This is a genomic window from Mesorhizobium sp. LSJC269B00 (assembly GCF_000502815.1).
Lineage (GTDB): Bacteria > Pseudomonadota > Alphaproteobacteria > Rhizobiales > Rhizobiaceae > Mesorhizobium.
This window is the reverse complement of record NZ_AYVN01000025.1, coordinates 1-24,831: the sequence shown is the minus strand read 5'-3', so window position 1 is coordinate 24,831 and position 24,831 is coordinate 1. Positions and strand designations below refer to the sequence as shown.

At 62.0% G+C, this 24,831-nt stretch carries 19 protein-coding genes, 1 tRNA gene and 2 pseudogenes; 2 read left to right on the top strand and 20 right to left on the bottom strand.

What is annotated here, in order from left to right; all coding sequences use genetic code 11:
- From X771_RS00600 to rpsL, 4 genes are all read right to left on the bottom strand, one after another.
- Positions 1 to 374, bottom strand: a 374-nt coding sequence (locus tag X771_RS00600; RefSeq protein WP_023690569.1) for a GTP-binding protein, incomplete at its 3' end; no start/stop codon positions are given.
- Between the two features lie 65 nt (positions 375 to 439).
- Positions 440 to 2,530 (bottom strand): elongation factor G, encoded by a 2,091-nt coding sequence (gene fusA, locus X771_RS136315; RefSeq protein WP_023667430.1) that lies wholly within the window; start codon positions 2,528 to 2,530, stop codon positions 440 to 442.
- A 30-nt stretch (positions 2,531 to 2,560) separates the two neighbouring features.
- Positions 2,561 to 3,031, bottom strand: a complete 471-nt coding sequence (gene rpsG, locus X771_RS136320; protein ID WP_008875664.1) for a 30S ribosomal protein S7 — start codon at positions 3,029 to 3,031, stop codon at positions 2,561 to 2,563.
- A gap of 76 nt (positions 3,032 to 3,107) precedes the next feature.
- Positions 3,108 to 3,479: a 30S ribosomal protein S12 gene (rpsL, locus tag X771_RS136325; RefSeq protein WP_006333356.1), complete on the bottom strand. Its 372-nt coding sequence runs from the start codon at positions 3,477 to 3,479 to the stop codon at positions 3,108 to 3,110.
- Between the two features lie 495 nt (positions 3,480 to 3,974).
- Between rpsL and X771_RS136330 the strand changes: the two genes are divergently transcribed.
- Together X771_RS136330 and X771_RS136335 are read left to right on the top strand one after the other, a co-directional pair.
- The gene (locus tag X771_RS136330) at positions 3,975 to 4,256 is read left to right on the top strand and encodes a hypothetical protein (protein WP_023686022.1); all 282 of its coding nucleotides are present in this window, start codon (positions 3,975 to 3,977) and stop codon (positions 4,254 to 4,256) included.
- Positions 4,257 to 4,362: 106 nt separating this feature from the next.
- Positions 4,363 to 5,298, top strand: a complete 936-nt coding sequence (locus X771_RS136335; RefSeq protein WP_023690568.1) for a Gfo/Idh/MocA family oxidoreductase — start codon at positions 4,363 to 4,365, stop codon at positions 5,296 to 5,298.
- A gap of 46 nt (positions 5,299 to 5,344) precedes the next feature.
- On the opposite strand, the gene X771_RS136340 is transcribed toward X771_RS136335, so the two are convergent.
- The 16 genes and pseudogenes from X771_RS136340 to X771_RS1000000168515 form a co-directional block, all read right to left on the bottom strand.
- The gene (locus X771_RS136340) at positions 5,345 to 6,010 is read right to left on the bottom strand and encodes an O-methyltransferase (protein ID WP_023667433.1); all 666 of its coding nucleotides are present in this window, start codon (positions 6,008 to 6,010) and stop codon (positions 5,345 to 5,347) included.
- Between the two features lie 79 nt (positions 6,011 to 6,089).
- On the bottom strand, positions 6,090 to 10,286 hold the full coding sequence (gene rpoC, locus X771_RS136345; RefSeq protein ID WP_023667434.1) for a DNA-directed RNA polymerase subunit beta': 4,197 nt from the start codon (positions 10,284 to 10,286) through the stop codon (positions 6,090 to 6,092).
- Between the two features lie 147 nt (positions 10,287 to 10,433).
- Positions 10,434 to 14,570 (bottom strand): DNA-directed RNA polymerase subunit beta, encoded by a 4,137-nt coding sequence (gene rpoB, locus X771_RS136350; protein WP_023690567.1) that lies wholly within the window; start codon positions 14,568 to 14,570, stop codon positions 10,434 to 10,436.
- 248 nt (positions 14,571 to 14,818) lie between these two features.
- Positions 14,819 to 15,196 carry a 50S ribosomal protein L7/L12 gene (gene rplL / locus X771_RS136355; protein WP_023667436.1) on the bottom strand — a complete coding sequence of 126 codons (378 nt, stop codon included), beginning with the start codon at positions 15,194 to 15,196 and terminating at the stop codon, positions 14,819 to 14,821.
- 54 nt (positions 15,197 to 15,250) lie between these two features.
- Positions 15,251 to 15,769, bottom strand: a complete 519-nt coding sequence (rplJ, locus tag X771_RS136360) for a 50S ribosomal protein L10 (RefSeq protein WP_023667437.1) — start codon at positions 15,767 to 15,769, stop codon at positions 15,251 to 15,253.
- Positions 15,770 to 16,143: 374 nt separating this feature from the next.
- Positions 16,144 to 16,842 carry a 50S ribosomal protein L1 gene (rplA, locus tag X771_RS136365; protein WP_023667438.1) on the bottom strand — a complete coding sequence of 233 codons (699 nt, stop codon included), beginning with the start codon at positions 16,840 to 16,842 and terminating at the stop codon, positions 16,144 to 16,146.
- 4 nt (positions 16,843 to 16,846) lie between these two features.
- On the bottom strand, positions 16,847 to 17,275 hold the full coding sequence (gene rplK, locus X771_RS136370; RefSeq protein ID WP_006333334.1) for a 50S ribosomal protein L11: 429 nt from the start codon (positions 17,273 to 17,275) through the stop codon (positions 16,847 to 16,849).
- Positions 17,276 to 17,447: 172 nt separating this feature from the next.
- Positions 17,448 to 17,975, bottom strand: a complete 528-nt coding sequence (nusG, locus tag X771_RS136375; RefSeq protein WP_006333333.1) for a transcription termination/antitermination protein NusG — start codon at positions 17,973 to 17,975, stop codon at positions 17,448 to 17,450.
- 27 nt (positions 17,976 to 18,002) lie between these two features.
- Complete coding sequence (gene secE / locus X771_RS136380; protein ID WP_023667439.1) at positions 18,003 to 18,206, bottom strand: preprotein translocase subunit SecE; 204 nt, start codon at positions 18,204 to 18,206, stop codon at positions 18,003 to 18,005.
- Positions 18,207 to 18,695: 489 nt separating this feature from the next.
- Positions 18,696 to 19,163 (bottom strand): hypothetical protein, encoded by a 468-nt coding sequence (locus tag X771_RS1000000168520; RefSeq protein WP_156033763.1) that lies wholly within the window; start codon positions 19,161 to 19,163, stop codon positions 18,696 to 18,698.
- Between the two features lie 73 nt (positions 19,164 to 19,236).
- Positions 19,237 to 19,712: pseudogene (locus X771_RS01000000165600) on the bottom strand (Hsp20 family protein).
- A 434-nt stretch (positions 19,713 to 20,146) separates the two neighbouring features.
- Positions 20,147 to 20,222 (bottom strand) — tRNA-Trp (locus X771_RS136385).
- Positions 20,223 to 20,382: 160 nt separating this feature from the next.
- Complete coding sequence (locus X771_RS136390) at positions 20,383 to 20,865, bottom strand: group II truncated hemoglobin (RefSeq protein ID WP_023690566.1); 483 nt, start codon at positions 20,863 to 20,865, stop codon at positions 20,383 to 20,385.
- A 91-nt stretch (positions 20,866 to 20,956) separates the two neighbouring features.
- On the bottom strand, positions 20,957 to 22,648 hold the full coding sequence (locus X771_RS136395; protein ID WP_348625481.1) for a hypothetical protein: 1,692 nt from the start codon (positions 22,646 to 22,648) through the stop codon (positions 20,957 to 20,959).
- 327 nt (positions 22,649 to 22,975) lie between these two features.
- Positions 22,976 to 24,475, bottom strand: coding sequence for a hypothetical protein (locus tag X771_RS136400; RefSeq protein WP_348625480.1), 1,500 nt, complete (start codon positions 24,473 to 24,475; stop codon positions 22,976 to 22,978).
- Positions 24,476 to 24,757: 282 nt separating this feature from the next.
- A pseudogene (locus X771_RS1000000168515) lies at positions 24,758 to 24,831 on the bottom strand (elongation factor Tu); the annotation flags it as partial.

Sequence of the window (24,831 nt, the reverse complement as noted above, 5' to 3'; positions counted from 1 at the left end):
ACGCCGACCTGACGGGCAAGCAGGATGTGCTCGCGGGTCTGCGGCATCGGGCCGTCGGCGGCCGACACGACCAGGATCGCGCCGTCCATCTGCGCAGCGCCCGTGATCATGTTCTTCACATAGTCGGCGTGGCCGGGGCAGTCGACATGGGCGTAGTGGCGCGCAGCCGTCTCGTATTCGACGTGCGCCGTCGAAATCGTGATGCCGCGGGCCTTCTCTTCGGGCGCCGCATCGATCTGGNTCTGGTCGTAGCGCTTGTATTCGCCAAAATACTTCGTGATCGCCGCCGTCAGCGACGTCTTGCCATGATCGACGTGGCCAATCGTGCCAATGTTCACATGAGGCTTGTTACGCTCGAATTTACCTTTTGCCATGTGATGTCTCCAATCTGCTCGCCCGTACGGGCCTTGAATTAAGTTACCGATGCAACCCGTTCAGGTTACGCGTATTTCTTCTGGACTTCCTGGGCGACCGCGGTCGGCACAGGCTCATAGTGATCGAACTGCATCGTGTAGGCCGCGCGGCCCTGGCTCATCGAGCGCAGGTTGTCGACGTACTTGAACATGTTGGCCAGCGGCACCATCGCGTTGATGACGACAGCCACGCCGCGAGCTTCCTGGCCCTGGATCTGGCCACGACGGCCGTTCAGGTCGCCGATGACGCTGCCGACGTAGTCTTCCGGGGTCACGACTTCGACCTTCATGATCGGCTCGAGCAGCTGCACGCCAAGCTTGGGTGCGGCTTCACGGAAGCAGGCGCGGCCGGCGATTTCGAACGCCAGGACGCTGGAGTCCACATCGTGGTAAGCGCCGTCGATAAGCGTCGCCTTGACGCCGATCATCGGGAAGCCCGCGAACGGACCCGACGACATGACGCTGTTGATGCCCTTTTCGACACCCGGGATGTATTCCTTGGGAACCGCACCGCCGACGATCTTGGTCTCGAACTCGAACTCCGAGCTTTCCGGGTTCGGTTCGAACACGATCTTGACGCGAGCGAACTGACCGGTACCGCCGGTCTGCTTCTTGTGGGTGTAGTCCTGCTCGTGCCTGCGGGTGATGGTCTCGCGGTAAGCCACCTGCGGCGCGCCGACATTGGCCTCGACCTTGAACTCGCGGCGCATGCGGTCGACGATGATGTCGAGGTGAAGTTCGCCCATGCCCGAAATGATGGTCTGGCCGCTTTCCTCGTCGGTCTTGACGCGGAAGGACGGATCCTCGGCGGCCAGGCGGTGAAGGGCGAGGCCCATCTTTTCCTGGTCATTCTTGGTCTTCGGCTCGATGGCGATCTGGATGACCGGATCGGGGAATTCCATGCGCTCGAGGATGACCGGGTGCAGCGGATCGCTGAGCGTATCGCCGGTGGTCGTGTCCTTGAGGCCGGCCAGAGCAACGATGTCGCCGGCAAAGGCTTCTTCGACGTCGGCGCGCGAATTCGCATGCATCTGCAGCATGCGGCCGATGCGCTCTTTCTTGCCCTTGACGGTGTTGTCGACCGAGATGCCCTTGGTCAGCTTGCCCGAATAGATGCGGGCAAAGGTCAGTGAGCCGACGAACGGGTCGTTCATGATCTTGAAGGCCAGCATCGACAGCGGCTCGTTGTCGTCGGCATGACGCTCGATCTCGGCGTCGGTCTTGGCGTCGACGCCCTTGATGGCGGGAACATCGGCCGGCGACGGCAGGTATTCGACGACGGCGTCGAGCAGCGGCTGCACGCCCTTGTTCTTGAAGGCCGAGCCACAGAACATCGGGTAGAACTTGACCGCGATGGTGCCCTTGCGGATCAGCGCGCGGATCTCGTCATTCGACGGCATCTTGCCTTCGAGGTAATTCTCGAGTGCCGTCTCGTCCATTTCGACAGCGGCTTCGATCATCTTCTCGCGGTATTCTTCGGCGCGAGCCTGCAGGTCGGCCGGGATCTCGACGACGTCCCAGGCAGCGCCCAGCGTCTCGTCGCGCCAGACCAGCGCGTTCATCTCGACGAGATCGACGACACCCTTGAACTCGGTCTCAGCGCCGATCGGCAGTTGCATGACGACGGCATGCGCACCAAGACGCGAGCCGATCATCTCGACCGAGCGGTAGAAGTCGGCGCCGATCTTATCCATCTTGTTGCAGAAGATCATGCGCGGAACTTTATACTTGTCGGCCTGGCGCCAGACGGTTTCCGTCTGCGGCTCGACACCGGCATTGGCATCGAGCAGCGCAATGGCGCCGTCGAGCACGCGCAGCGAACGCTCGACTTCGATGGTGAAGTCGACGTGTCCGGGAGTGTCGATGATGTTGAAGCGGTACATCTTGCCGCTGCGACCCTTCCAGAAGGTCGTGGTGGCGGCGGACGTGATCGTGATGCCGCGTTCCTGCTCCTGCTCCATCCAATCCATGGTGGCAGCGCCGTCGTGGACTTCGCCGATCTTGTGCGACTTGCCCGTGTAATAGAGGACGCGCTCGGTGGTCGTCGTCTTGCCGGCGTCAATATGCGCCATGATACCGAAATTGCGGTAGTCTTCGATTTTATATTCGCGGGCCATCTTGGATGCCTTCTCAGTCTCGTTCGCGCTTTACCAGCGGTAGTGTGCGAAAGCGCGGTTGGCTTCAGCCATCTTGTGGGTGTCTTCACGCTTCTTCACGGCGGTGCCGCGGTTGTTGGCTGCGTCCATCAGCTCGCCGGAGAGGCGGTCGACCATGGTGGTCTCGTTGCGGTTGCGGGCCGCGGCGATCAGCCAGCGGATCGCCAGGGCCTGGCGGCGCTCGGGGCGCACATCGACCGGAACCTGGTAGGTAGCGCCGCCGACGCGGCGCGACCGGACTTCCACATGCGGCGCGACATTGTCGAGAGCCTGATGGAAGACGGTGACCGGCTCCTGCTTGGTCTTCGACTGAACCTGGTCGAGCGCACCGTAGACGATGGTCTCGGCAACCGACTTCTTGCCGTCATACATAACGGCGTTCATGAACTTGGTGACGATCAGATCGCCGAACTTCGGGTCCGGATTGATCTCACGCTTTTCTGCACTGTGACGACGCGACATGGCTTTTGTCTCTCAATCTCGTAGCCCGACGCATTCAAGCAGCGCCAGGGCCGGAAAATCTTACTTCGGACGCCCCTTACTTCGGACGCTTGGCGCCGTACTTCGAACGGCGCTGCTTGCGGTTCTTCACGCCCTGCGTGTCGAGCACGCCGCGGATGATGTGGTAGCGCACGCCCGGAAGATCCTTGACGCGGCCGCCGCGGATCATGACCACGGAGTGTTCCTGAAGGTTGTGGCCTTCGCCGGGGATGTAGCCGATCACTTCAAAGCCGTTGGTCAGGCGGATCTTGGCCACCTTGCGCAGTGCCGAGTTCGGCTTCTTCGGCGTCGTTGTATAGACGCGCGTGCAGACGCCCCGCTTCTGCGGGTTCTGCTGCATGGCCGGGACCTTGTTGCGCTTCACCGGCGCAATGCGCGGCTTGCGGATCAGCTGGTTGACGGTAGGCATTAAACCCTCTTGTCTCTCAATTCCGTGTCTCGCCCGGTCAGGGCCGCTCAAAGCGCCAATTCCATACGCAAATTCGGGCCATAAACCGCGCCTCGCGGTCCTGCCCGAACAAAATGCAGAGGAAGCGGGAACCGCTTCATGCGCGCCGGAAATGTCTTTTCGCTCGTAAAACGAACCCTGTTTGAGGCAAACTCCAAAGCGTGTCGCTTCGGAAGGGAGAGCCTCACATCGGTTCTGACTGGGCGGCTTCTACTCGCAAGACCGTGAACCGTCAACCCCGGCACGCCAAATATTGCGCGCTGACGACGGCTTGGCAGCCATGCGAAAAACGCATGTAATTTTCTTTCTTCGTTTTACAAGGCAGAGGAAGAAAGTGACCGGGGCAGACAAGAAAGTGACCGGCTTTTGGCTGTCATGCGCGGGTTCTTCATGGCAAAAGGCGCCATGGACAGCCCAAAACCCCTCGCCCGCCCCCGTCTCAAGAGGAATCAGCCCGTGAACGACAATGAGGAACGCCCGGTCACCATCGTCACCGGCCGGGTCTGGAAAAAGAAGGGCGGCAAGCCGGAAGGCGTCCATGTGATGCTGGTCGCGCCCGACGACGATTCGGCCGTGCGCCGGGTGCTCGAATCGCTTGCGGCCGAAGGCTATGCCGAGGTCGAGCTCGACCAGATCGGCGATATGGACGGCGAACCCGACGAGGAGCCGCATCTGTCAGCCTTTCAGGGTGCGCTCGAAGGCGAAGTGTCGATCGTTACGTTCGAGGTTCCGCTCTGAGCGTGGCCGGCTGCTTGCGCCTGTCACCGCGCCGGCTTGCCCGGCACCGGTTCTCTGCTAAGAACCGAGCGACTTAACCAGCCAAATTCGAATCCGCGGAGTTCCCATGCCCTCGAACAATGGTCCCATCAAGCTCGGCATCGTCGGCGTCGGCAAGATCGTGCGCGACCAGCATCTGCCGGCAGTGGCCAAGGATGCGGACTACCGCCTAATCGCCGCCGCCAGCCGGCACGGCAAGGTGGACGGCATCCCGAATTTACCGACCATCGAGGCGATGATCGACGCGGTGCCCGACCTCGAGGCCGTCTCGCTGTGCATGCCGCCGCAGTTCCGCTACGACGCGGCACGCACGGCGCTGATGGCGAAGAAGCACGTTTTCCTGGAGAAGCCGCCGGGCGCCACCGTCAGCGAGGTCGAGGACCTGAAGCGGCTGGCGGCAGCCAACGGCGTCTCACTGTTCGCCAGCTGGCATTCGCGCTACGCGCCGGCAGTGGAGGCCGCGCGCGCCTTCCTGGCGTCGGCCAGGGTCAACTCGGCTGCTATCGTCTGGAAGGAAGACGTCCGCCGCTGGCACCCAAACCAGGACTGGATCTGGGCGGCCGGCGGTTTCGGCGTCTTCGATCCCGGCATCAACGCACTGTCGATCGCAACCCACATCCTGCCGGCGATGTTCATCACCTCGGCCGTCCTCGACTTTCCGGAAAACCGCGCCTCGCCGGTGGCGGCCCACGTGACCTTCCGCACCTCCGACGGATTGCCGGTGACCATGGAGCTCGACTGGCTGCAGACTGGACCACAGAGCTGGGACATCCTGGCCGACACCGACAAGGGCAAGATGGTGTTGTCGGGCGGCGGCACCAGGCTCGCCATCGACGGAAAGGTGGTTCACGACGAGCCGGAAGCCGAATATCCCCAGCTTTACCGGCGCTTCGCTGAAATCGTACGCGCCGGCGTCTCCGATGTCGATTTGGCACCCCTGCAGCACGTGGCCGACGCCTTCATGCTCGGCAAGCGCAATGTGGTGGAAGCGTTCTTCGATTGAGCGATGAGTTCTGCCGGACCGCAGTCCGGACACTCATCATGCAGCCTTACTCGACGATCGCAATCGCAAACCCGTCATAGCCTTTGGCGCCGACGGTCTGGATGGCGGTGCCGTCCAGGCGCTTGTCGCCGCCGATGAAGGAAAACGCACCGCGTGCGCCTTCGACATACGCGTCACGGCCATCGTCGTTGAGCACGGTGCCGTCGCGGATGACGTTGTCGCAGATGATGACCGTCCCCGGCCGCGACAGGCGCATGGCCCATGACAGATAATTCGGGTTGTTCGGCTTGTCCGCGTCGATGAAGATCAGATCGAACGGACCGGCATTTTCGGCAGCCAGCGTCTCAAGCGACTGAAGCGCGGGGCCGATCCTGAGCTCGACCTTGTCCGGCACCCCTGCCCGCTCGAGATTCGAGTGCGCGACTTTTGCATGATGCGGCTCGAGTTCGAGCGTCACGATCTTGCCGCCGACGGGCAATCCCCTTGCCATCCAGATGGTCGAGTAGCCGCCAAGCGTGCCGATCTCCAGCACCTTCCTGGCGCCGCTGATGCGGACCAGCAGCGACAGCAGCTTGCCCTGCGCCGGCGATACGTCGATGGCCGGCAGGCCCTGGTCGCGGTTGGCCGCAAGCACCGCTTCGAGGATGGGATCTGCCTCGAAGAGAGAGGAAACGATGTAGTCGTCGACGTCAGTCCAAACCTTCTTGCTCATGTTTTCCTCGATTCGATTGGGGGTCAAAACGCGAAAAGGGGCCACTGGGGCCCCCTTCCTTCTTCTCGTCCTACCGCGCTTACTGCGCGGCGTTGACCATGTCGGTCAGCATCGGCTCGGCGACCTCGACACCGGAGGCCTTGCGGCGTTCGTCGATGATCAGTTCGTCGCGCGAGGTGGCGATGCGCCGGATCTGGCTCATCGTGCCGCCGGTACCGGCCGGGATCAGCCGGCCGACGATGACGTTTTCCTTCAGGCCCTGCAGCATGTCGGTCTTGCCGGCAACCGCAGCTTCGGTCAGCACCCTGGTCGTCTCCTGGAAGGAGGCGGCCGAGATGAAGGACGGCGTCTGCAGCGAGGCCTTGGTGATGCCCAGCAGCACCGGCTGGCCTTCGGCCGGCTTCTTGCCGTCCTCGACCAGGCGCTCGTTGACCTCTTCCAGTTCGATCACGTCGACGTGGTCGCCCGGAATGTAGGTCGAGTCGCCCTGCACCGTGATCTCGACCTTCTGCAGCATCTGGCGAACGATCACCTCGATGTGCTTGTCATTGATCGACACGCCCTGCAGACGGTAGACTTCCTGGATTTCGTTCACGAGGTAGGAAGCAAGTGCTTCCACGCCCTTGATCGCCAGGATGTCGTGCGGCGCCGGATTGCCGTCGAGGATGTAGTCGCCCTTCTCGATGACGTCGCCGTCCTGGAGATGGAACGGCTTGCCCTTCGGGATCAGGTATTCGACCGGCTCAAGCGTCGAGTCATGCGGCTCGATGATGATGCGGCGCTTGTTCTTGTAGTCGCGGCCGAAGCGGATCGTGCCATCGATCTCGGCGATGATGGCGTGATCCTTCGGACGACGTGCCTCGAACAGTTCGGCAACACGCGGCAGACCGCCGGTGATGTCCTTGGTCTTGGCGCTTTCCATCGGGATACGCGCCAAAACGTCGCCGGGACGAACCTGCGAACCCGGCTCGACCGAAAGAATGGCCTCGACCGAGAGCAGGAAGCGGGCGTCGCCGCCCTTCGACAGCTTGCCGACCTTGCCCTTCGGGTCAAGGATGGCGATCGCCGGCTTGAGGTCGTTGCCGCGTGGCGTCGAGCGCCAGTCGATAACCTCGCGCTTGGTGATGCCGGTCGATTCGTCGGCCGTTTCCTGAACGGAAATGCCGTCGACCAGATCCTCGTACGACACCTTGCCCTCGATTTCGGTGAGGACGGGGCGGGTATAGGGATCCCATTCGGCGATACGCTGGCCGCGCTTCACCTTGTCGCCATCGTCCACGAAGATGCGCGAACCATAGGTAAGGCGATGCGAGGCACGCTCCTTGCCGGCTTCGTCGAGGATCAGCACCGCCATGTTGCGGCCCATGACCATCTGCTGGCCGTCCGAGTTGCGCACCACGTTGCGGTTGCGGATCTCGACCTTGCCCTCATACGAGGCTTCAAGGAACGAGCTGTCCACCACCTGCGCCGTACCGCCCATGTGGAAGGTACGCATGGTGAGCTGGGTCCCCGGCTCGCCGATCGACTGCGCCGCGATGACGCCGACGGCTTCGCCCTGGTTGACCGGGGTGCCGCGGGCAAGATCGCGTCCGTAGCAGACCGCACAGACGCCGATCCTGACCTCGCAGGTCAGTGCCGAGCGAATGCGGACCGACTGCACGCCGGCCTTTTCGATCTTTTCCACGTCACGTTCGTCCATCAGCGTTCCGGCCTTGACCAGAACTTCGCCCGAAACCGGATGCGTGATGTCGTCGAGCGAGGTGCGGCCCAGCACGCGCTGGCCGACCGAAGCGACGACCTGACCGGCATCGACGATCGGCTGCATGGTGAGGCCCTTGTCGGTGCCGCAATCCACGGAGTTGACGATGCAGTCCTGCGCCACGTCGACCAGACGACGGGTGAGGTAGCCCGAGTTCGCCGTCTTCAAAGCGGTGTCGGCCAGACCCTTGCGGGCGCCGTGGGTCGAGTTGAAGTACTCGAGCACGGTCAGGCCTTCCTTGAAGTTCGAGATGATCGGCGTCTCGATGATTTCACCCGAGGGCTTTGCCATCAGGCCGCGCATGCCGGCGAGCTGACGCATCTGGGTGGGCGAACCACGCGCACCCGAATGCGACATCATGTAGATCGAGTTCATCGGCTTTTGACGGCCACTGTCCTCGAACTCGACGGCCTTGATGCGGGCCATCATCTCGTCGGCGACCTTTTCCGAGCACTTGGCCCAGGCGTCGACGACCTTGTTGTACTTCTCGCCCTGCGTGATCAGGCCGTCATTGTACTGCTGCTCGTATTCCTTGGCCAAAGCTTCGGTGTCGGAAACCAGCTTGATCTTGGCGTCCGGGATCAGCATGTCGTCCTTGCCGAACGAAATGCCGGCGCGGCAGGCGTGGCTGAAGCCGAGGGCCATGATGCGGTCGCAGAAAATGACCGTCTCCTTCTGACCGCAGTGGCGGTAGACGGTGTCGATCATCTTGGAGATGTTCTTTTTGGTCATCTCCTGGTTGGCCGTCTCGTAAGGCACATTGACGTTCTTCGGCAGCAGCTCGCCGATGATCATGCGGCCAGGCGTGGTGTCGTAGATTTTCGACACGACCTTGCCTTCGGCGTCGACCGTGCGGAAACGACCCTTGATCTTGGAGTGCAGCGTCACCGCCTTGGTCTCGAGCGCGTGCTGGAGTTCGCCCATGTCGGCAAACACCATGCCTTCGCCCGGCTCGTTCTGATTGACGATCGAGAGATAGTAGAGACCCAGGACCATGTCCTGCGAAGGCACGATGATCGGCGCGCCGGAAGCCGGGTGCAGGATGTTGTTGGTCGACATCATCAGCACGCGGGCTTCAAGCTGCGCTTCCAACGAGAGCGGCACGTGAACGGCCATCTGGTCGCCGTCGAAGTCGGCGTTGAAGGCCGTGCAGACCAGCGGATGCAGCTGGATCGCCTTGCCTTCGATCAGGATCGGCTCGAACGCCTGGATGCCGAGGCGGTGCAGCGTCGGTGCACGGTTCAAGAGCACCGGATGCTCGCGGATGACCTCGTCGAGGATATCCCAGACTTCCGGACGCTCCTTCTCGACCAGCTTCTTGGCCTGCTTGACGGTCGAGGAGAACCCCTTGGCGTCGAGGCGGGCGTAGATGAACGGCTTGAACAGTTCGAGCGCCATCTTCTTCGGCAGGCCGCACTGGTGCAGCTTGAGCTCCGGACCGGTGACGATGACCGAACGGCCCGAATAGTCGACGCGCTTGCCGAGCAGGTTCTGGCGGAACCGGCCCTGCTTGCCCTTCAACATGTCGGACAGCGACTTCAGCGGACGCTTGTTGGCGCCGGTGATGACGCGGCCGCGACGGCCGTTGTCGAACAGCGCATCGACGGCTTCCTGCAGCATGCGCTTTTCATTGCGCACAATGATGCCGGGCGCGCGCAGCTCGATCAGCCGCTTCAGGCGGTTGTTGCGGTTGATGACGCGGCGATAGAGATCGTTCAGGTCGGACGTCGCGAAACGTCCACCATCCAGAGGAACCAGCGGGCGCAGGTCCGGCGGGATCACCGGAACCACCTTCATGATCATCCATTCCGGACGGTTGCCGGACTCCATGAAGTTCTCGACGACCTTGAGTCGCTTCAGATACTTCTTCTGCTTCAGCTCGGACGTGGTCGAAGCCAGTTCCGAACGCAGGTCGCCGGCGATCTTCTCCAGGTCCATGCCGGCCAGAAGGTCATGAATGGCCTCGGCACCGATCATGGCGGTGAACGAATCCTCGCCATATTCGTCGACGGCGATCATGTACTCTTCCTCGCTGAGCAGCTGGTGCTCCTTCAGCGCGGTTAGGCCAGGCTCGGTGACGATGTAGTTCTCGAAGTAGAGGACGCGCTCGATGTCCTTCAGCGTCATGTCGAGCAGCGTGCCGATGCGCGACGGCAGCGACTTCAGGAACCAGATGTGAGCGACAGGTGCCGCCAGCTCGATGTGGCCCATGCGCTCGCGGCGAACGCGCGACAGCGTGACTTCGACGCCGCACTTTTCGCAGATGACGCCCTTGTACTTCATGCGCTTGTACTTGCCGCACAGGCATTCATAGTCCTTGATCGGGCCAAAAATGCGCGCGCAGAACAGACCGTCACGCTCCGGCTTGAAGGTGCGGTAGTTGATGGTCTCCGGCTTCTTGATCTCGCCGAACGACCAGGACAGAATCTTCTCAGGGCTGGCGAGCGATATCCGGATGGAATCGAACACCTGCGCCGGCGCCTGCGGATTGAAGAGATTCATGACCTCTTGGTTCATGCCGTTCTCCTTTTCGGGGTCCTCGAAAACCCCTTGCATCTAACGCGGGCCAAATGCCCGCTGAGTGGTCGGCCCACTGGCCGTAGAATTTGTTGCATCCGGTCGCGGCGTTCCGCGACCGGATGTCTTGCTTACTCGGCCGCGCCCCTATTCGGCAGCATCTGGCAGCCGGACAGGGTTGTCGTCGAGCTTGGTATTCTCCAGCTCGACATTGAGGCCGAGAGACCGCATTTCCTTGACGAGCACGTTGAAGCTCTCGGGAATGCCGGCCTCGAACGTGTCGTCGCCGCGCACGATCGCCTCGTAGACCTTGGTGCGGCCGGCGACATCGTCCGACTTCACCGTCAGCATTTCCTGCAGCGTGTAGGCGGCGCCATAGGCTTCCAGCGCCCAGACCTCCATTTCGCCGAAGCGCTGGCCACCGAACTGCGCCTTGCCGCCCAGCGGCTGCTGGGTAACGAGCGAGTACGGACCGATCGAACGCGCGTGGATCTTGTCGTCCACCAGGTGGTGAAGCTTGAGCATATAGATATAGCCCATCGTCACCTTGCGATCGAACGGCTCGCCGGTGCGTCCGTCATAGAGCTGCGACTGACCGCTGGTGTGCAGGCCCGCCTGCTCCAGCATGATGTTGATGTCGACTTCATGCGCGCCGTCGAACACCGGTGTCGCGATAGAGACGCCGCGGCGCATCTGCTCGCTGAGGCGAACGATGCTCTCGTCGTCATATTCGCGGACCGGCTCGTTGCGGTCGTTGGCTGGGATGAAGCTCTCGAGCGTCTTGCGCAACGGCTTGATGTCTCCAGCCGTCTTGTACGCGTCGATCAGCTCGCCGATCTTCTTGCCCATGCCCGCGCATGCCCAGCCCAGATGCGTTTCCAGGATCTGGCCGACATTCATGCGGCTCGGCACACCCAGCGGGTTGAGCACGATATCGGCATGCGTGCCGTCCTCGAGGAAAGGCATGTCCTCGACCGGAACGATCCGCGAGACGACACCCTTGTTGCCGTGACGTCCCGCCATCTTGTCGCCCGGCTGCATCTTGCGCTTCACGGCCACGAAGACCTTGACCATCTTCATGACGCCCGGAGGCATTTCGTCGCCGCGCTGCACCTTCTGGACCTTGTCCATGAAGCGCTGCTCGAGCGCCTTCTTGGAATCGTCGTACTGGCCACGCAGGGCTTCCAGTTCGCTCTGGAGCTTTTCGTTCTCCACTGCAAACTGCCACCACTGCGAACGCGGATACTCGTCCAGCGTATCCTTCGACAGCTTCGAGCCCTTCTTGAAGCCCTTCGGCCCGGCAATCGCTTCCTTGCCGACAAGAACGTCGGAAAGCCGCGAATAGACGTTGCGGTCGAGGATCGCCTGCTCGTCGTCGCGGTCCTTGGCGAGGCGTTCGATCTCCTCGCGTTCGATCGCCATGGCGCGCTCGTCCTTCTCGACGCCGTGGCGGTTGAAGACGCGCACTTCGACGACTGTGCCGAAGGTGCCCGGAGGCATGCGCATCGAGGTGTCGCGAACGTCGGACGCCTTTTCGCCGAAGATGGCGCGCAGGAGCTTTTCTTCCGGCGTCATCGGGCTTTCGCCCTTCGGCGTGATCTTGCCGACCAGGATGTCGCCCGGCTGCACTTCCGCGCCAATATAGACGATGCCGGCTTCGTCGAGGTTCTTCAGCGCTTCTTCCGAAACGTTTGGAATGTCACGCGTGATTTCCTCCGGTCCAAGCTTGGTGTCGCGGGCCATGACCTCGAACTCCTCGATGTGGATCGAGGTGAAGACGTCGTCGGCCACGATGCGCTCGGAGAGCAGGATCGAGTCCTCGTAGTTGTAGCCGTTCCACGGCATGAACGCGACCAGCACGTTGCGGCCGAGCGCCAGATCGCCGAGCTCGGTCGACGGACCGTCGGCGATGATGTCGCCTTTGTTGACGCGGTCGCCCATGCGCACCAGCGGACGCTGGTTGATGCAGGTGTTCTGGTTCGAACGCTGGAACTTCATCAGCCGGTAGATGTCGACGCCCGACTTGCCGGGATCGAGATCTTCCGTGGCGCGGATGACGATACGCGTCGCGTCCACCTGGTCGACGATGCCGCCGCGGCGGGCGCCGATGGCGGCGCCCGAGTCACGGGCAACGATCGGCTCCATGCCGGTGCCTACGAACGGCGCTTCGGCGCGCACCAGCGGCACGGCCTGACGCTGCATGTTGGAGCCCATCAGCGCGCGGTTGGCGTCGTCGTTCTCGAGGAACGGGATCAGCGCCGCAGCCACGGACACCATCTGCTTGGGCGACACGTCCATCAGATCGACGTTTTCGCGCGGCGCCATCATCACTTCGCCGGCGCTGCGGCAAATGACGAATTCGTCGACGAAACCACCATTCTTGTCGAGCTCGGCATTGGCCTGCGCAACGTGGTGCTTGGACTCTTCCATAGCGGAGAGATAGACGACCTCATTGGTCAGCTTGCCGTTGACGATCTTGCGGTACGGGCTTTCGATGAAGCCGTACTTGTTGACGCGCGCGAAGGTCGCCAGCGAGTTGATCAGACCGATGTTCGGGCCTTCCGGCGTCTCGATCGGGCAGATGCGGCCGTAATGCGTCGGGTGCACGTCGCGCACTTCGAAGCCGGCGCGCTCGCGGGTCAGACCGCCCGGGCCAAGTGCCGACAGGCGGCGCTTGTGGGTGATCTCCGACAGCGGGTTGGTCTGATCCATGAACTGCGACAGCTGCGAGGAACCGAAGAACTCGCGCACGGCGGCAGCCGCCGGCTTGGCGTTGATCAGGTCCTGCGGCATCACCGTATCGATCTCGATCGAGGACATACGTTCCTTGATCGCGCGCTCCATGCGCAGCAGGCCGACGCGGTATTGGTTCTCCATCAGCTCGCCGACAGAACGCACGCGGCGGTTGCCGAGATTGTCGATGTCGTCGATCTCGCCCTTGCCGTCGCGCAGCTCGACCAGCGTCTTGACCACGGCCAGGATGTCGTCCTTGCGCAGCACGCGCACGGTATCCTCAGCCTTGAGCTCGAGGCGCATGTTCATCTTGACGCGGCCGACGGCCGACAGGTCGTAGCGCTCCGAGTCGAAGAACAGCGAGTTGAACATGGCTTCGGCGGTTTCAAGCGTCGGCGGCTCGCCCGGGCGCATGACACGGTAGATGTCGAACAGTGCGTCCTGGCGGCTCTCGTTCTTGTCGACGTTGAGCGTATTGCGGATGTAGGCGCCGACATTGACGTGGTCGATGTCGAGAACCTTGATCTCGCTTTCGCCCGTGCCGAGCAGCACCTTCAGCGTCTTTTCGTCGATCTCGTCGCCGGCTTCGAGGAAAATCTCGCCGGTGCCGTAGTTGACGATGTCCTCGGCCAGGTAGTTGCCGAGCAGATCCTCGTCGGTCGCCTTGATCGCCTTCAGACCCTTTTCGCCAAGCGCCCTTGCCTGGCGGGCGGTGATCTTCTTGCCGGCCTCGACGACAACTTCGCCGGTGTCGGCATCGACGAGGTCGCCAACGGCCTTCAGGCCGCGGAAACGCTCGACGTTGAACGGGATGCGCCAGTGGTCGCCGGCGCGCTTGTAGGTGATCTTGTTGTAGAAGGTCGACAGGATTTCTTCGCCGTCCATGCCGAGCGCCATCAAGAGCGACGTCACCGGAATCTTGCGGCGGCGGTCGATACGGGCGTGCACGACGTCCTTGGAATCGAACTCGATGTCGAGCCACGAACCGCGATAGGGAATGACGCGCGCCGCAAACAAAAGCTTGCCCGAGGAGTGCGACTTGCCCTTGTCATGGTCGAAGAATACGCCCGGCGAACGGTGCATCTGCGAGACGATGACGCGCTCCGTGCCATTGACGATGAAGGTGCCGTTGAGCGTCATGAGCGGCATGTCGCCCATATAGACGTCCTGCTCCTTGATGTCCTTGATCGACTTTGCGCCGGTATCCTCGTCGATATCGAACACGATGAGGCGCAGCGTCACCTTGAGTGGCGCGGCATAGGTCAGGTCGCGTTGACGGCATTCGTCAACGTCGAATTTCGGTCCTTCGAACTCGTACTTCACGAACTCCAGCATCGAGGAGCCGGAGAAATCTGAGATCGGGAAAACCGACTTGAAAACGGCCTGCAGTCCCTCGTCCGGACGCCCACCCTTGGGCTCCGCCACCATCAGGAACTGGTCATAGGATGCTTTTTGAACCTCGATCAGGTTCGGCATCTCCGCAACTTCCGGAATCTTTCCGAAGAACTTGCGTACGCGTCTGCGGCCATTGAAAGTCTGGGTCTGGGCCATCGTCGCTCCTTAGCTATAAACTCGGGGCGAGCCTCGCCGCGGCTCACCTTGCATGCGCGGCCACCTCGGCGGCGGCCCCTGATCTGTTTCCCGCCGCCTGGCGGCGACGGCTAAAACGGGAGAAAACCCGTTTCCTGAAGGCCGGTTTCGGCCCTCAGGAAAGAGGTTCTCGTACATCTCGCGCTACGCATCCTCCCCTCTGATGAAGGGAGTGGCGGACGGCGCGAGGCCGCCCGCCGCTTTTACGCTTACTTCAGGTCGACCTTGGCGCCGGCTGCTTCCAGCTGGGCCTTGAACTTCTCAGCGTCAGCCTTGGAAACGGCTTCCTTGACCGGCTTCGGAGCTGCTTCGACCAGATCCTTGGCTTCCTTGAGGCCCAGGCCGGTGATGGCGCGGACTTCCTTGATGACGTTGATCTTCTGAGCGCCTGCCTCGGTGAGGACGACGTCGAATTCCGTCTTTTCCTCAGCCGGAGCAGCAGCAGCGGCAGCGCCGCCGGCAGCGGCGACCGCCACCGGAGCAGCAGCCGAAACGCCCCACTTTTCTTCCAGAAGCTTCGACAACTCGGCCGCCTCGAGGACGGTCAGCTTCGAAAGGTCGTCTACGATCTTTGCCAGATCAGCCATTGTTGTATTCCTTCATCAGGTTCGAACGTGTGTTTGTGATAGCGAGGAACGGCCTCATGCCGCCTCGTCCTTCCGGGCGTAAGCGCCGATGACGCGCGCGACCGAAGCCGCTGGCGCATTGACGATCTGGGCGATCCGGGTTGCCGGCGTGGCGATCATGCCAACCAGCCTGGCGCGCAGCTCATCGAGCGACGGAAGTGTGGCGAGTGCCTTCACACCGTCGGCGTTGAGCGAGGTGGTGCCCATTGCGCCGCCGAGAATGACCAACTTGTCATTTCCCTTGGCGAAATCGGACGCGACCTTCGGCGCCGCAATCGGATCCTCCGAATAAGCGATCAGCGTCTGTCCCTTGAACAGGTCGATGATCGATGCGGAGTCCGTGCCCTGAAGAGCGATTTTGGCGAGACGGTTCTTCGCGACTTTGACGGTGCCACCGGCAGCGCGCATTTTCGACCGAAGGTCGTTCATTTGCGCGACGGTGATACCGGCGTAGTGGGCCACGACGACTGAACCAGCGCCTGCAAAAGCACCATTCAGGCCCGTGACGAGTTCGCGTTTTTCCGCTCTGTCCACTGCCTATCTCCAGTTGACCCCTGCCCCGCTAGTGGGACAGGCGTCGGGTTGCCTTTTTGCCGGCCGGGCCATCCATTACAGATCTCCCGAACGACGCTCGAGGATCCTGCCCCCTTTCGCCACATCGACGGCAAGCCGGAGATGCGCAGACAAAAGGCAAACACGGTTCGAACCTTTCATTGGAGCTTGTCGCTCCGTTGTCCGGTTTTCACCCGTCTCATGCAGGCCCAATTCAATTAAGGCTTCTGGGCCGCCTGCAATCTCGGACAGGATGTCCGGAAGCCTCTCGACTTCCGGTACCGGGCCGCCGACAAGTCGGAGGCCCGGAATTCACTTGCGGATCAGCGCCTTGGCAGCCGATCCAGATGTTCGTATCAAGACGCTGCGAGCGTCGAGACGTCGAGCTTGAGGCCCGGGCCCATCGTCGAGGTGACCGACACCTTCTTGACGTAGTTGCCCTTGGCGCCAGCCGGCTTTGCCTTGGTCACGGCATCGGCGAAGGCGCGGACGTTTTCTTCCAGCGCCTTGACGTCGAACGAGACCTTGCCGACGCCGGCATGAACGATGCCGGCCTTCTCGACGCGGAACTCGACAGCGCCGCCCTTCGATGCCTTGACGGCGGCGGCGACGTCGGTGGTGACGGTGCCGACCTTCGGGTTCGGCATCATGCCGCGCGGGCCCAGCACCTTGCCCAGACGGCCGACCAGCGGCATCATGTCCGGCGTGGCGATGCAGCGATCGAAGTCGATCGTGCCCTTCTGGACGATGTCGACCAGATCCTCGGCACCGACGATGTCGGCGCCGGCGGCGCGAGCCTCATCGGCCTTGCCGCCACGTGCGAACACGGCGACGCGGACAGAGCGGCCGGTGCCGTTCGGCAGGTTGACCACGCCGCGGACCATCTGGTCGGCATGGCGCGGGTCGACGCCGAGGTTCATCGCAACTTCGATGGTCTCGTCGAACTTCACCGTCGAACGGTCCTTGAGCAGCTTCAGCGCCTCACCAAGGGCATAGGCCTTGTTGGGGTCGATGCCGTCGCGGGACTTCGATACACGCTTTGCAATCTTTGCCATGATCTCAGCCCACCACTTCCAGACCCATCGAGCGGGCGGAGCCCTCGACCATGCGCATGGCCGCCTCGACGTCGTTTGCGTTCAGATCCTTCATCTTCTGTTCGGCGATGGCGCGCACCTTGTCGCGACCGATCGTGCCGGCCTTGATCTTGCCCGGCTCTTTCGAACCTGACGTCAAGTTCGCCGCCTTTTTCAGGAAGTAGCTCACCGGCGGCGTCTTCATGACGAAGGTGAAGGACTTGTCCTGGTAATAGGTGATGACGACCGGGATCGGCGATCCCTTTTCCATTTCCTGGGTCTGCGCGTTGAACGCCTTGCAGAATTCCATGATGTTGATGCCGCGCTGACCAAGTGCCGGGCCGATCGGCGGAGACGGCGTAGCCGATCCCGCTTTGACCTGGAGCTTGAGCTGGCCTGCAATTTTCTTAGCCATCTCTTTCCTGCCTTTATCTCATGCCGGCCCCAGTATCGGGAACACCGGCGGTTGCAGTCTGGTGGTGCGGTCCGCGCGGCCGGCTAAAGCCGCATTCGCCTCCCACCCGTTCATGGCCGCGCGCTTTCCGCGCCGCCTCCCCTTGCCGGCGAACCGGCGCAGGGTTTTCGGATCAGCCCTTTTCGACCTGTCCGAATTCCAGATCGACCGGCACGGCGCGCCCGAAGATCGAAACTTCCACCTTGAGCCGCGCCCGCTCCTCGTCCACTTCCTGGACGAAACCGTTGAACGAGGCGAACGGACCATCCGAAACGCGGATCGCCTCGCCGATCTCGAAAGTGACCGAGGGCTTCGGCCGCTCGACGCCTTCCTGAACCTGGTTCAGGATGCGCTGCGCCTCGGCTTCGGTGATCGGCACCGGCTTGGAGTCACCGAGGAAGCCGGTGACCTTCGGCGTGTTCTTGACCAGCGAGAACACCGCATCGGTCAGATTGGCCTTGAGCAGCACATAGCCCGGAAAGAACTTGCGCTCGGCATCGACCTTGCGGCCGCGGCGGATTTCGACGACCTTCTCGGTCGGCACCACGATCTGCTCGATATCGGCGGACAGGCCCTTCTGCTTGGCCTTGTTCTCAATGTCCTCGGCGACCTTCTTTTCGAAGTTCGAATAGGCGTGGACGATGTACCAGCGCGCGGTCATTTCAAGACTTCTCCGTAATCGCCGGACTTAATGGCCGAGGCTCAGTAACCGCTCGATCGCGTAGCCCATGGCCACGTCGGCGGTGAAGAAAAAGATCATCGCGATGACCGCGAATACGAGCACCATCACCGTCGAGATCATCGTCTCCCGGCGCGACGGCCAAGTCACCTTGGCAGTTTCCGCGCGAACCTGCTGGAGAAAGACGAAAGGATTTGTGGTTTTCGAAGCCATATGCCGCTCTGTCTTCAAGACCCGTTGGCCGGGTCTCCTGGATGATCCCGCTGGCCGGGACGTGCCGCCTGGGTTCAACTCGGCGCCGAATCAGCGCCATTTCGCCCATGCAAATCGGACGCGTAAAGCCGGCTTCCCAGCTCCACGCGTCGCGTGTCTGTTGTGTCTACATAAAACCGATTCTTGATCCACGCAAGTGGCAAGTGTCCGCTTTATGACCAAACGCCGCCTCGGAACCATCCAGTCGTCCCGTCCCGGCTATCGGGGCCTTATGCCTCAGTTCGCCCAATATGGCAAGCCACCTGCCCTTTTTCAATGCCAGACCCCAATTCCGGAGGTGCATCCGGAAATCAGGCACGCGATTACAAGTTCGAGGAAATGGCGTTGAGGTCGAACCTGCGACCTGCTGTTTTGGAAACCAAATGAAGCGCACGCAAGATTGGGATCCAGCTGCCCATGGCGAGGCAGCTGGATCAACCCAGGGTTAGTTCAGGCACAGGCGAGTTCGACCCCGGCCACTGCGCCGATTCCGCATGGTGGGCGTGGGCGCGGCGCGATCACTGCCGGGCACGGGGGCGGGTCGTCGTCATCGTCGGGGCCGAAAGAACGGCCACGACGCCGCCAAGCCTTGAGAGCGCTGCGGCGCGAGGAGGGTCGCCAAGGCAGCACTCGGCCTGAAGTCTCTTTCCCCAGCGTGGGTTTCTCATCGAGAGCCTTCAACGCCCTCAGAATCTGGTCGACAGGGATTACCGTGCCGTTGTCCAGGCGGCGCAAGGCAGGCTGGTTTTCCACCGCGCAGGCATCGGACGCCCACGAGGAAAGCAGTGCCCGCTTTTCTCCACGGCTGAGGCGTGGATGGTTGATGACGTCGTCTGGATTGTCGAGCAGGCACAAAGAAGTTTCAATTTTGCCCGAGCGTGCCGCAGAAAGTGTCGGTGTCTCGTAGAAGTTGTCCATCTCCATTCTCCGCAATCTGGGCCTCCCGGCCGAAGCCGGGAGGCGGACCGCAGGGATAACTGAATCGATACGATCAGGCCGCTTTGCGGGTGCGTTCCGTATCCTGGGCGATCTGCTTGCCGCCCACCTGAGCGTCGCCGGCCCCGATGCTGATGCGGCGCGGCTTCAGCTCTTCGGGAATCTCACGGACGATGTCGATGGTCAGGAGACCCTTCTCAAGGTTTGCTGCCTTGATCTTCATGTGGTCGGCAAGCTTGAACGTCTGCCTGAAACTGCGGTAGGCGATGCCCTGGTGCAGCAGCTGGCGTCCGCTCTGGTCATCAACCTTCTGGCCTACCACGACCAGTTCGGGTCCATGCTGGGTCAGCTCAACCTCATCCTGGCTGAAGCCTGCGATGGCCATCGAGATACGGTAATCGTTCTCGTCGACCTTCTCGATGTTATAGGGCGGCCAGNGGGCGGCCAGTCCGGACGCGTGCCGCTGTCGAGCATGTCGAAAAGCCGGTCGAAACCGACGGTGGTCCGATAGAGAGAGTCAAAGGCTTTCATAGCCACATCCTCCTTGAAGCAACATGGGTACAAGGGCGCCGCCCAGCAGCGCCGCCTTTTGCCAAGCCAATCGGCCTTGGCGGGAGACGAATTAGGAAGGGCCGAAAACGGGTTCAAGAGCCCTGTTCAGAAAATTTCAGAAGCCAGGCCAGCATCCCGCTTCCAATAATTCGCAGCCGCTGAAAAGCAGTCGGCGGCAGCAAAATAGGCCTATTCTGAATTGTGAACGCAAATGGCAATTGGCTCGCCAATGGCAGTTGAATCAAGGAAATCGGTTCGTGGAAATGCGCCGACTTCGGCATTGCGCATCAGCGCTCTCGCTCTGCGCATGCCTTTGGAACGTCGGATGGGCTCGTCGAGTACGCGGCTTCAGCCCAACCAAACGAGGAGCCAAAACAAGGCGTTTCTAAAATGCCGGATTCCAACGAGGAAAATGGCACGGGCAGCAGGGCTCGAACCTACGACCTGCGGTTTTGGAGACCGCCGCTCTACCAACTGAGCTATGCCCGTACGCGCGTTTCAGCGCAGGCGCTTCCTAAAAGCTTCCGGGCGCGCTGTAAAGAGTTGTCTGACGCGCTTTCAGATCCTTTGCCGGAAATCCGGATAGGTGATGACCAGCCCGTCCCTGCCGATCTCGATTTTTCGCCTGCCTGAAGCCGCATGCCGGCGCTCAGCCCCCGGCCGGCGGCTTGTACGGCCCGCCCGGCACGCCCCAGCCCCAGGCCGGCATCGGTTCGGTTTCGGGGTCGCAAGTCTCGCCGAGGGCAGAGTTCATCTTGGCCAGCCGCGATCCCCATTCGACATAGCCGATGAAGGCGGAGCGGAATTCGGGATCGTCCGGCAACCCGACCGCATCGGCGGCATCGGCAAGCAGGCTGATCCAGCGGCGGCGCTGTTCCTCCGTCAAATGCTTGCCGAGATGATGCATGACCATCTCGCGGTGACCGCCAAATTTCTCGCTGTAGGTCTTCGGCCCGCCAAAAACCTCGCCGATAAAGGCCGCGACATGCGCGGGATGATCCGGCGACATGTGTTTGAACACCGGGCCGACCACCGGGTCGCGGGACACCTTGTCGTAAAAGGTTTCCGTCAGCCGATTGAGGGCTTCGATGCCGCCGGCCCATTCGTAGAGTGTCGGAATATCCTGGCTCATTCTCGATCCTCCCCCGGGCGACGCCTGCCACGACGATAGCGGAGAAATCGGGCATGGCTCAACCTGCCTCGATGGCCAGTTTCTGCGATGCCTACAGTTTGGCGGGCGACCCGGCCTTGGCTGTCGGCGGAAGCAAACAGTTGTCGGGCTTGGGTGAGGTTTTGCAAATAGCGGGGCCAGTTAGCGCCTCCACCGACTCCGGCCCGGTTGTCAGCCCGACTTTGAGCATCATGTCGGGCTCGAGCTGACGCTCGACCGAGCCTATCGCGGCGAACAGAGCTGGGTCCATCTCCATCTCCTCCAGGTAGGCTTTAACCAACTGCGTCTGTCCCCTCGAGGACATGCTGAGCCTCGCCTTGGGATCGACCAGCCTTTTGGCGCCGGCGGCAAGCATGAGCGCGCAGGCCGAATCGCACTCCACTCCAAAATCGCTAATCAGCCCGACATAGGCACCGTTATCGGCCAAGCAGCCTGCCTCGGGCGGGTCGCAGCCGACGATAGTGGTGCGAGCGACGGCGACGTCGAGCTTCCGTTCATGGATAAGCCTTCCCGCGGCCAGAGCGCTGAACAGGCTGCCCCCCTGTGAGCTGATCACCACCGGCAGCCGCCGGTTGCCAAGGGTGTCGAGCAACTGGCGCAACTTTTGCGGGGTCTGAGGCGTCATCGCGCCTTCCGCCGAGATCCATTCCGGGCAATCGGGATTGCAGAGCGAGTCTCTGCCGCGAACGACAACGAAGCGCATATCTGGCGTCGAATTCCCTGGCGCTGCCTGCAACGGCTTGGGAGCTGGAGCCTTGGCCGCCTGAGAAAGTGGGGGGCCGGTCTTTGCCTTGATCGCAGCCACCACGGCCGGCTTGGCAACAACCGTTTGCACGCCGGCTGGCTTGTTTGCCGGTATCTCCCGGCAATTCGGAGCCGGCGGGTCGAACATGCACAGACTTGCTCTGGTAAACAGCTCAAGAGTGTCCGTGCTGGTCGCCAGTTTCATCGTCAGCATATCGTGGAGGCTGATCTGCCTGATGTCGCTCGCCGGCGTCGCCTTCATCAAGTCCAGCACGCCCTGCCCGATACCCATCTCTCGGAGATAGGCCGAGATCTTTCTCGCGTACCCTTTACTCATCTCATAGGTCTTGTAGCTTTCACCCGGAGTGACGGTTTGCGTGGTGACCCGATATTTTTTTCCCCGTTTGACGCGATAGGTGGTCCGGTAGTGCGTGGTGGAGGGGAACCAGGTGGTCGTGATCTGGTGAACACCCAGATAGTTCCAGCCGCCGGCCACGCGGCGGACGCCACCGGCAAACATCAGCGGACAGGCGGAGTTGCAGCTGGCGCCATCAGACGCCCGGCCGAGATAGGCGGAACCTTTGCCGTAACTAAAACCACAACCATCCGTCCCGGGCCAACAGTCGGAAAACTCGGTCTTGCCTACGGCGATATCGAGCTTGTTCTTGCGGATTATCCGGCCAAGTTCGAGCGCTGCATTGACGTTGCCGCCAAAGGAATTGACGACAATCGGCAGTTTGCGGCTGCCGAGCTTCTTCAAGGTCCGCTTGAGCAGGGCTGGCGTGCCGGCTGCGATGTCGCCTTCGGCGGAGATCCATTCCGGACAATTGGGCTCGCAGCCCGGTGCGCTGCTGCGCGTGACGACAAACTGCATCTCCGAGCGATCGTCGGTCCATATCGTCGGATCGGTCGGATAGAGCACTCCCTGCAGAGGGAGCAATGTCTGCCATGTCCCGGGGGCGGCATCCTCGGCCTTCGCGGCGAAGGCAGCCATCGCCATCGCGGCCACCGTCGCCAGCCGAACCAGCCCGCGCCGCCACCTTGCAGCATTGTCTGAACGGTGTCCCCAAACCACGCCCGGCAAACCCCTCAATGCAATCCATAATAGTTGCGGCGACGGTGCTTGCAATAGCTTTGACCAACCGTGCAATACTTGTGCCGCGCAACGCCGGAAACAAAAAGGCAGCCCCAAAGACCGCCCTCTCCTGGTCGATCCGGCTGACACCGGCTCGACTATTTCTCGATGGTGATGACGACGCCGGCACGACGGTGCGGCCGCCTTGACGGAAGGCGAAGCAAGGCTTCTCTTCCATGACGATAGGCGCGATCAGCCATTGGACGACGGCACCACGCGGCAATTCTCAGGTTTCGGCGCCGACTTGCAGATGCTGGAACCCGTCAGCGCATCCACCGACTGGCGCCCGGTCGTCAGGCCAACCTTCAGCATCATGTCGGGTTCGAGCTGGCGCTCGACCGAACTGCCCTGGAGCGCCCTGAACAAAGCGGGGCTGATCGCCATCTCGTCGAGGTAGGACTTGACCGCCTGCTTCTGCCCCATCAGATAGAGGCTGAGCCGCGCCTGGGTACCGACAAGCCGCCTGGCGCCACCGGCCAGCATGAGCGCGCAGGCCGAATCGCAGTCGCCGTCGCCATCGACGCTCAGCCCGGCATAGGCGCCTTCCCTGGCCAGGCAATTCCACTCTGCCGGGTCGCAGCCGACGAAATCGGTGCGGGCAACGGCAACGTCGAGCTTCTTTTCATGGATGATCCGGCCCGCCGCCAGGGCGCCGGAGAGGTCGCCGCCTCGCGAGCTGATCACCACCGGCAACCGCCGGTTGCCAAGCGTGGCGAGCAATTGGCTGAGTTTCTGCGGCGTCTGGGGCGTAATCGCGCCTTGCGCTGCAATCCATTCCGGGCAGTCGGGATTGCAGAGCGGGTTGCTGCCGCGAACCACGACAAAGCGCATGCCGTCATCGTGCGGCGCGCTCTCCGGCTTCACCGGCAGCGGCGCAGCCTTTGCCACGTCCGGCAGGCCGCCGGCTGGCTTGTTCTCCGGTATCTCCCGGCAATTCGGAGCCGGAAGGTTCAGCCTGCACAGGCTTGCGCTGGTCAGCAAATCTGCAGCGTCGTCGCTGGTGACCAGCTTCATTGTCAGCATGTCGCTGAGGTCGATCTGCTGGATGTCGCTGGCCGGCGTGCTCTTCATCGTCTCGATGATGCTGAGGTCGACACCCATCTCCTTGAAATAGGCGGACAGCTTGCGCTCCACCCCCTTGCTCATCTCGTAGGTCTTGTAGCTGCCGGTGTTCTTGCGGCTGACGACCTTCTTGCTGATGACCCGCTTCTTGCCTTTCACGATCCGGTAGCGGACCTGATATTGCACGTTCATCTGCACGATCGTGGTCGTGATCTGGTGGACGCCGAGATAGGCCAGCGGCCCGACCAGGCGCCTGGTGCCGCCGGCCAGCATCATTGGACAAGCGGACGCGCAATAGCTGCCGAGCACATAGGGGCTGCCGATATAGTGCGCGCCTCTGGCGTCGTTCTCCTTGCAGTTTTTCATCCCCGGCTCGCAGCCGACGAACCACGTCCTGCCGACCGCGATGTCGAGCTTGTTCTTGCGTATCATCCGGCCCATGGCGATGGCCGCATCGACATCGCCGCCCGGAGAGTTGATGACGATCGGCAATTTGCGGCCGCCGAGCGTTTTCAGGGCAGCCTTGAGCAGCGCCGGCGACTTGGCCGATATCGCACCCTCGGCCGATATCCATTCCGGACAGGTCGGCTCACAGCCCGCCGCGTCGCTACGCACGACGACGAACCGCATCGGCGGATCCGGATCCGGCTCTGAATTTTTTGTCTCGGCCGCGAAGGCGGCGCTGCCCACGGCAAGCATCGACACCAGGCAGATCAGCCCCAGTGCCAACCATGGCCGACTATGCAAACGGTGCTGTGGAACCATCCGACCAAGCCCTCAACCCAATCTATACTGTAGAGGCTCACAGACTTGCAACAGAGATTGGGACCCCAAACAGGCACATCTGGCCAACGAAAAAGGGCGGCCCGAGGGCCGCCCCTATCCGTTTCGATCCGGCGATGCCGGGCTCGATTACTCTTTGATGGTGACGACGATGCCGGCACCGACGGTGCGGCCGCCTTCACGGATGGCGAAGCGCAGCTTCT